We start from the raw sequence: 6,815 nt of genomic DNA, 5'->3' as shown, positions 1-6,815 counted from the left end.
GCCCCACCCACCAGCCGGTCGAGCACGTGGCCAGCTTGCGCGCCATCCCGAACCTGCTGGTGTTCCGCCCGGCCGACGCGGTCGAGACCGCCGAGTGCTGGAAGATCGCCCTGGACCAGGCCGCCACCCCGTCGGTGATGTGCCTGTCGCGCCAGAAGGTTCCGGGCGTGCGCGACACGGCCGCCGAAAACCTGTCGCTCAAGGGCGCCTACGAGCTGCTGGCCGCCGAGGGCGGCGAGGCGGCGGTGACGATCTTCGCCTCGGGCACGGAAGTCTCGGTCGCCGTGGCGGCCCGCGACATCCTGCAGGGCCAGGGCAAGCCGACCCGCGTCGTCTCGACCCCGTGCTGGGAGCTCTTCGAGCAGCAGCCGGCGGCCTACAAGGCCTCGGTGATCGGCCAGGCGCCGGTCCGCGTGGCCGTCGAGGCCGCTGTTCGCATGGGCTGGGAACGCTTCATCGGCGAGAACGGCAAGTTCGTCGGCATGACCGGCTTCGGCGCCAGCGCGCCGTACGAGCGTCTGTACAAGGAATTCGGCATCACCGCCGAGGCCGTGGCCAAGGCGGCGATCTAAACCCTGCCGGTCACCCCTCGTTCGACGAATGAGGGGTGGCTAGTTGCGCCCCAGCATCGCGGCCAACTGACGGCCGGTCAGCGAGAACAGCGCGTCGGGGTGCCGTTGCGCCGCTTCGCGGTAGCGGCTGCGCTCGTCCAGCTTGGCTCGCGCCATCAGGCTCGAGGGCGGGGTCGCGGATTTCGACTCGGTTTGGGAAGGCATGACCATGCTCCATCTTCCAACACCCCAAGAATTACGCGCGCGGGTTAACAAGATTCAGCGGTTTTCGACCCGAGCGGCCTAATCGCGACGAGATGACGCGCATCGGAGCGAAAATTCCGAGCTTTGCCGTCAATCTGTCCGCCGAAACGCCTTCGGCTAGACCCCAAGATCCAGCAAAGCGGCCCAGCGAATCAGGACCGCGGCCCGGAAGGCTTCGGCCATCAGCCCCGCGTCGGTGGTGCTGGCGCCGAGCGCGTCCAGCCGCTGGCCGTCGATCCACGGCGTCAGGCGGCGATCGGCCAGGGCCTCGCGCAGCACCGGTCCCAGCGCCCCAGAGATCCACGCCTCCTGCGGGGTGGCGAAGCCCAGCTTGCGCCGCCGGTCGAGGATGAGGCGGGGGGTGACGTCGGCGACGGCGCGCCGGATGATCTGCTTGCGCCAGCCGGCGTCGATCTTGACGTCGGGCGAGGCGGTGAACGCCACGTCGGCCACGTCGGGCGCGAGAAACGGCAGGCGGGTCTCGACCGCGTGCGCCATGGCGTTGCGGTCCTCGTAGCGCAGCAGGGCCGGCAGCGAGGTCTGGCCGGCCATGCGCCGCGTCAGGGCGTCGAACCGGCCCCAGCCGTCGCCTTCGATCGGCGGCGGCGCGTGGCCGGGGATCAGGCCGCCCCGGGGCGGAAAGGTCCCGCGCAGACCGGCCAGGCGGCGACGCGTGCTGTCGGGCACCAGCCCGCGCCAGGTCGCCCGCGCCAGGCCGCCCCGGTCCAGACCCGCGTCGTCGGCCATCAGGGCCCGGGTGGCGGCCATCCAGTCGCCCGGGCCGCGTCGCAGCAACCGGCGCGCCAGCCAGGTTCCCAGCATGTTGGTGTAGCCGCCGAACAGCTCGTCGGCGCCCTGGCCGTCCAGCATGACCTTGAGGCCGGCCTCGCGCGCGCCCTTGAACACGAACCACTGGGCGCAGATCGAGGAGTGGGCGAAGGGCTCGCCCTGGGCCAGGATCACGGTGTCGAAGGCGTCCGCGACGTCTCGGTCGCTGGGCTGCACGGTGTGCAGGTCGATGCCCTGACCCTCCAGGGCCGCATCGACATAGATCTTTTCCGAGAGATCCTCGCCGGCGGGGCCCCGCCCCTCGAACACGGCCGAAACGCAGATGAACCGGCCGTCACGCCCCGCCCGCTGCGAGGCCCGGGCCAGGCGCACGACCGCGGTGGAGTCCAGCCCGCCCGACAGGCACGACCCGACGGGGACGTCGGCGACCAAGCGAAGATCGACGGCGCGCTCCAGCCGCCGTCGCAGCTCCACGGCCATTTCGGCGGCGTCGAGCGCGGGGTCTGTCCGCTCGCCCAAGCCCAACGCCTCGCCCGGCCACGCCCGAGGGCCTTCCTCCAGGCTGTTGCGCAAGTGCGCGGCGCTGCGCAGGTCCAGCTTCCAGAAGCAGCCGGCGGGCAGGCGGCGCACGCCGGCGACGAAGGTCTCGTCCGTCTCGTCGACATGGCCGAAGTTCAGGAAATTCGCCGCGACCTGACGATTGATCCGCCAGTCGACGCCCGGCAGGTCGCGGAACTGCTTGAGATCGGAGCCCACGGCGATCGAACAGCCCGGGCCGCGCGGCAGGGCGTACAGCAGGGGCTTTTCGCCGAACCGGTCGCGGAACAGCCAGGCCGTCTGGTTTCTGGTGTCGTGGATGGCGCCGGAGAACATTCCGTCCAGGCGCTGGAAGGCCCCCACGCCCCAGGCGAGGAAGGCGGCCATCAGGACTTCGGTGTCGCCCTCGGTGTGGAACACCACCCCGGCTTCGGCCAGGGTCGCGCGCACGTCCTTGTAGTTATAGATCGCGCCGTTCCAGACCATGCGCACGGCCCCGTCCGGGCTGGCGAACGGCTGGGCGGAGGCGGGGCTGAGGTCGTAGATCGAGAGGCGGCGATGGCCCAGGGTGACCGGCCCGCAGGGGCTGGGAGACGACGAGAAGCCTTCGCCGTCGGGGCCGCGAGCCTTGATGGCGTCGAGGACGCGGCGATCCACGTCGATCCCGATGCTCGCCCAAAGTCCGCACATGGCAGATTTCCCGCCCTTGTCGTGAGAGGCGAGGGCGCGCCGCGGGTCGCGCGCCCTCGCTCTACATTAGAACCAGAAGATGATTTCGCGACGCTTCCAGGCGAACGAGAGATAGGCGATCGCCCAGCCCAGGATTGCCGTCCCGATGCAGAACGTCCAGTTCAGCGCCGTGGGGTGATTGCCCAGCAGCGGATCCCGGATGATGGCCATGTAGTGGGCCAGCGGGTTGAACACCAGGAACGGCGAGTTCGCCGGCAGCAGGCTGGACGGCCAGTAGATGGGCGTCATGAACGTCGAGAAGATCAGGATGTAGAGCACGATCTGGGCGGTGTCGCGGAACCGCGTGGACAGGATCGCCAGGATCATGACCATCCAGGTCAGGTTGAGCAGGAACAGGACCGAACCGCCCAGGAACTCCAGATAGTGGATCTTCAGGAACAGTTTGAAGATCACGCCGACGATCGCGAAAACGATCATGCTGTGGGCCAGCATGATGATGTTTCGCCAGATCACGCGCAGCACGAACACCGGCAGCGGGATCTTGATCTGACGGACGATGCCGGACGCGGCGAGGAAGGCGGAACAGCCTTCGGTCAGCGTACCGATGAAGAAGTTCCAGATCATCAGGCTGACCGTGACGAACGGCACGAACGTGTGCAGGTCGGTCTTGAACAGCTTGGGATACAGCAGGCCGATGCCAAGCACGACCACGCCCAGATTACAGACTAGCCAGAGCGGGCCCAGGATCGAATTCCTGTATCGCTGCTGGATGTCCTGATAGCCCATGAAGGACCACATCCGCCACGCAAATGCGCTGCTTTTCAGCTCGGCGGCAGCTTTGCCAAACATTCTTTTATTTCCTCAGGGCGATTTCAGGCCGTGCCGGCAAGGTAATTGTCGAGCACCGTGTCGGTGTCGCCAAAATCGACGACTTCACCCTTTTCGAGGTGAAGAACCTTATTGCACGTCTGGCGAATGATCGAAGTGGAATGCGAGGCGATGACGAAGACGCGGGCCTTGGCCACGAACTTTTCGACCATGCCTTCGGCGCGGCGGGTGAATTCGGCGTCGCCAGCGCCCAGCCACTCGTCCATCAGCAGAACCTCGGGCTCCCAGCTGATCGCTTGAGCGAACATGAGGCGGCTGAGCATGCCGGCCGAATAGGTCTTCACGGGCAGGTCCAGGAAGGCGCCCAGTTGCGAGACTTCCTCGATGATGGGCAGGGCGTCGTCGATCTCTTTGGCCGAAATGCCGCGATACTTGCCGAGCAGGCGAATGTTCTGCTTGCCGGTGGCTTCGACGTCCAGGCCGACGCCCAGGTCGATCAGCGACGAGATCTTGCCGTGAACCGAAACCGTGCCGCGAGTCGGCTCATAGATGCCGGCCAGACACCGCAGCAGGGTCGACTTGCCGGAACCATTGTGGCCGATCAGGCCCAGCCGGTCGCCCTCTTGCAACTTGAAGGTGACATTGTGCAAGGCTCGGATAAGGACGTGATCTTTCTTGTCCTTAAGAAGTCGGCCGCCCGTCGAAAAACTGAGGATCGTCTTTCTAAGAGATTGGGAGTTGTATCCGATGATCGGTAAGGTGAGAGAAAGACTTTGAACTTCGATCGCGGACATCGATCCTTGCCTTACTATTCAATTCCTACCACAAGCATCCGTTTCTTAGCCCCACGGGGCGAAACCTTGCATGATGGTCGAGATTTCTCTAAATCGGTCTATTTAAAGGCCGAACGACCTTCATCTCGATCGGAGCGTGGGACAACAGTGCATGCTTGTGTGTCGGCGCTTCACTGATGTCAACGGCTAATGTCGGGTAAGATCGACGCTCGCGCATGTTCATCAAAGGGTCATTTTTCCGTACGATTTCGGCGTTCTCTCGCATCCTTCCGCGCTCCCCGAGAAGCGCGAATTCACCACGCGGGGCGATGACCGCCCTTCGTCTATTCGTCCGGCGTCCGGAGCATTCGACGATCAAACGCATCGCCCTCATCGCCCCGTTGCTGGATCCCCGAGACGGGCGCCTGCTCAAGCAGCGCGCGAGCTTGCGCGCCGCCGGCTTCGTCGTGGAGGCGTTCGCGCCCGACCCCGGGGGCGCGCCCTTCATGGCCGACGCCCATCCCGTGCCGTGGATCGGGCCGCTGGGCGTGCTGGCGCGGGCTCCGGGTCCGCTGGGCCTGTGGCTGCGTTTCGCCCTGAAGACCGCGGCCATGCGGCGCGCCGTGTCACGCTTCGCGCCCGACCTTCTACTTGTCAGCGAGCCGGAGTCCTTGCGATGGGCGGCCGCGATCCGGCGGCGCGTCGGGGCCGCCGTGATCTACGACGCCCATGAGTATTATGAAGACGAGACGCCCGGGGACACGGCCAGAAGCCGCTGGGTGGCCCGCACCCATGCGCGGCACGCCCACATCCTGGACGGCTTCGTGACGGTGGGGCCGGCGATCGCCCGGCTCTACGCGCAGGCCCAGCCCGCCTTCCCCCCCGCGGTCGTGGTGATGAACGCGGCCCAGGCCAGCGCCCCGCCGCCCTACGACGGACGCCTGCACCAGCGGGCTGGCCTGCCGCCCGACGCGTCCATCCTGATCTTCCACGGCGCGATGAGCGAGCATCGGGGGCTTCGCCAACTGGTCGACGCCGCCGAGCGCCTGCCGCCCGGCTGGTGGCTGGTGATGTTGGGCGACGGGGTGCTGCGCCGCGAGCTCGAAGCCCGAGCCGGCGACCGCGTGCGCTTCGTCTCGCCCGTGCCGCACGACGAACTGCCGCTCTGGATTTCGGGCGCCGCCCTCGGCGCCCTTCTTTATGAAACCGGCAGCGCCAACCAGCTGAACGCCCTGCCCAACAAGCTGTGGGAGTATCCGGCGGCCGGCGTGCCCGTGCTGGCCTCGGCCTTGCCGGAGATCGTCGCCCTGACCCAGGACGCCGGCTTCGTGGATTTCGTGCCGCCCGACATTGATCCCTCGGCGATCGCCGAGGCCGTGGCGACGGCGGCGAAACAGCCTCAGGCTGTACGCCGAGCCGCGGCGCGCGCCTTCGCCTCCGGCCATGGCTGGGACCGTGAAGCCGAGAAATTGGTGGCGCTCGCGCGAGTATTGTCGAGGGCCTAGGAACCCGTGAAAAGTGTTGCGCGATATGTTCTATCAGCTATACGCGCGTATCCCGGCAAGTCACCGTCGCCGCGTCGTCGATGCGCGCAACATAACGGTCGTTTAAAAATGCGACACACGGGCGAGTAATTGATTCCTCGGACTCGATGCTCGGGAATGAGCTGTTGAGATCGCTAAACAGGGATAAGATTAGTGGAAGCAAACGTGCAGACCCCCTTCGCGATTGGCGAGATAACGCTTGAACAGGTTGCCGCCGATTTCGTTCGGCGCGCGCAAACACACGAGCTCCACGTCGGCGTTCTAGGCATGGGCTATGTTGGCCTTCCACTCGCGCAGGCGTTTTTGCGCCAGGGGCTGCGGGTTACGGGCTTCGACATCGACGCCCACAAGATCGACTCCCTTCTGAACGGCCGGTCGTACATCGCGCACATTTCGGGCGAGTCGGTCGAGGCCATGAACGAGCTGGGCCGTTTCGACGCCACCTCGAACTTCGATCGACTGAACGAGCCGGACGCGATCCTGATCTGCGTGCCCACGCCGCTGAACGAGTATCGCGAGCCCGACCTGGCCTATGTGGTCAAGTCGACCGAGGCGATCGCCAAGCGCCTGCGTCCGGGCCAGCTGGTGGTTCTGGAATCGACGACCTGGCCGGGCACGTCCGAGCAGGTGATGAAGCCGATCCTCGAGGAGGGCAGCGGCCTGATCAGCGGCCGCGACTTCGCCATCGCCTATTCGCCGGAACGCGAAGATCCGGGCAACCAGAACTTCGAGACCGCCGACATCCCCAAGGTGGTCGGCGCCAACACGGCGCTGGAACTGGAAATGGGCGTCGCCGTCTATGACCAGATCGTCCCCAAGGTCGTGCCGGTCTCCAGCCC

7 protein-coding genes are annotated in these 6,815 nt (G+C 66.3%); 3 read left to right on the top strand and 4 right to left on the bottom strand.

Annotated elements, in window-relative coordinates:
• On the top strand, positions 1-572 hold a 572-nt coding region (locus tag AC1DZ6_RS15740), incomplete at its 5' end, for a transketolase-like TK C-terminal-containing protein (protein ID WP_477098098.1).
• A gap of 39 nt (positions 573-611) precedes the next feature.
• On the opposite strand, the gene AC1DZ6_RS15735 is transcribed toward AC1DZ6_RS15740, so the two are convergent.
• The 4 genes from AC1DZ6_RS15735 to AC1DZ6_RS15720 all read right to left on the bottom strand — a co-directional run bounded on the left by AC1DZ6_RS15735 (position 612) and on the right by AC1DZ6_RS15720 (position 4,453).
• Positions 612-776, bottom strand: coding sequence for a hypothetical protein (locus AC1DZ6_RS15735; protein WP_477098097.1), 165 nt, complete (start codon positions 774-776; stop codon positions 612-614).
• 156 nt (positions 777-932) lie between these two features.
• Complete coding sequence (gene asnB / locus AC1DZ6_RS15730; RefSeq protein WP_477098096.1) at positions 933-2,831, bottom strand: asparagine synthase (glutamine-hydrolyzing); 1,899 nt, start codon at positions 2,829-2,831, stop codon at positions 933-935.
• Positions 2,832-2,897: 66 nt separating this feature from the next.
• A complete protein-coding gene (locus AC1DZ6_RS15725; RefSeq protein ID WP_477098095.1) occupies positions 2,898-3,680 on the bottom strand; it encodes an ABC transporter permease in 783 nt (260 codons plus the stop codon).
• Between the two features lie 23 nt (positions 3,681-3,703).
• A complete protein-coding gene (locus tag AC1DZ6_RS15720) occupies positions 3,704-4,453 on the bottom strand; it encodes an ABC transporter ATP-binding protein (RefSeq protein WP_477098094.1) in 750 nt (249 codons plus the stop codon).
• 308 nt (positions 4,454-4,761) lie between these two features.
• Here AC1DZ6_RS15720 and AC1DZ6_RS15715 point away from each other — a divergent pair, with 308 nt between their 5' ends.
• Positions 4,762-5,937, top strand: coding sequence for a glycosyltransferase family 4 protein (locus AC1DZ6_RS15715; RefSeq protein WP_477098093.1), 1,176 nt, complete (start codon positions 4,762-4,764; stop codon positions 5,935-5,937).
• Between the two features lie 306 nt (positions 5,938-6,243).
• On the top strand, positions 6,244-6,815 hold a 572-nt coding region (locus AC1DZ6_RS15710; protein ID WP_477098092.1), incomplete at its 3' end, for a nucleotide sugar dehydrogenase.

It is taken from the genome of Caulobacter sp. P1_B12_2 (assembly GCF_056406675.1).
Note: the sequence above shows the minus strand (reverse complement) of the source record. Positions and strands in the feature narration are given on the sequence as shown.

What these genes read in the sequence shown, in the direction of transcription:
- AC1DZ6_RS15725 (WP_477098095.1), bottom strand. Translation starts at nt 3,680, where the DNA reads ATGTTTGGCAAAGCTGCCGCCGAGCTGAAAAGCAGCGCATTTGCGTGG.
- AC1DZ6_RS15715 (WP_477098093.1), top strand. Translation starts at nt 4,762, where the DNA reads ATGACCGCCCTTCGTCTATTCGTCCGGCGTCCGGAGCATTCGACGATC.
- AC1DZ6_RS15735 (WP_477098097.1), bottom strand. Translation starts at nt 776, where the DNA reads ATGCCTTCCCAAACCGAGTCGAAATCCGCGACCCCGCCCTCGAGCCTG.
- AC1DZ6_RS15720 (WP_477098094.1), bottom strand. Translation starts at nt 4,453, where the DNA reads ATGTCCGCGATCGAAGTTCAAAGTCTTTCTCTCACCTTACCGATCATC.
- asnB (WP_477098096.1), bottom strand. Translation starts at nt 2,831, where the DNA reads ATGTGCGGACTTTGGGCGAGCATCGGGATCGACGTGGATCGCCGCGTC.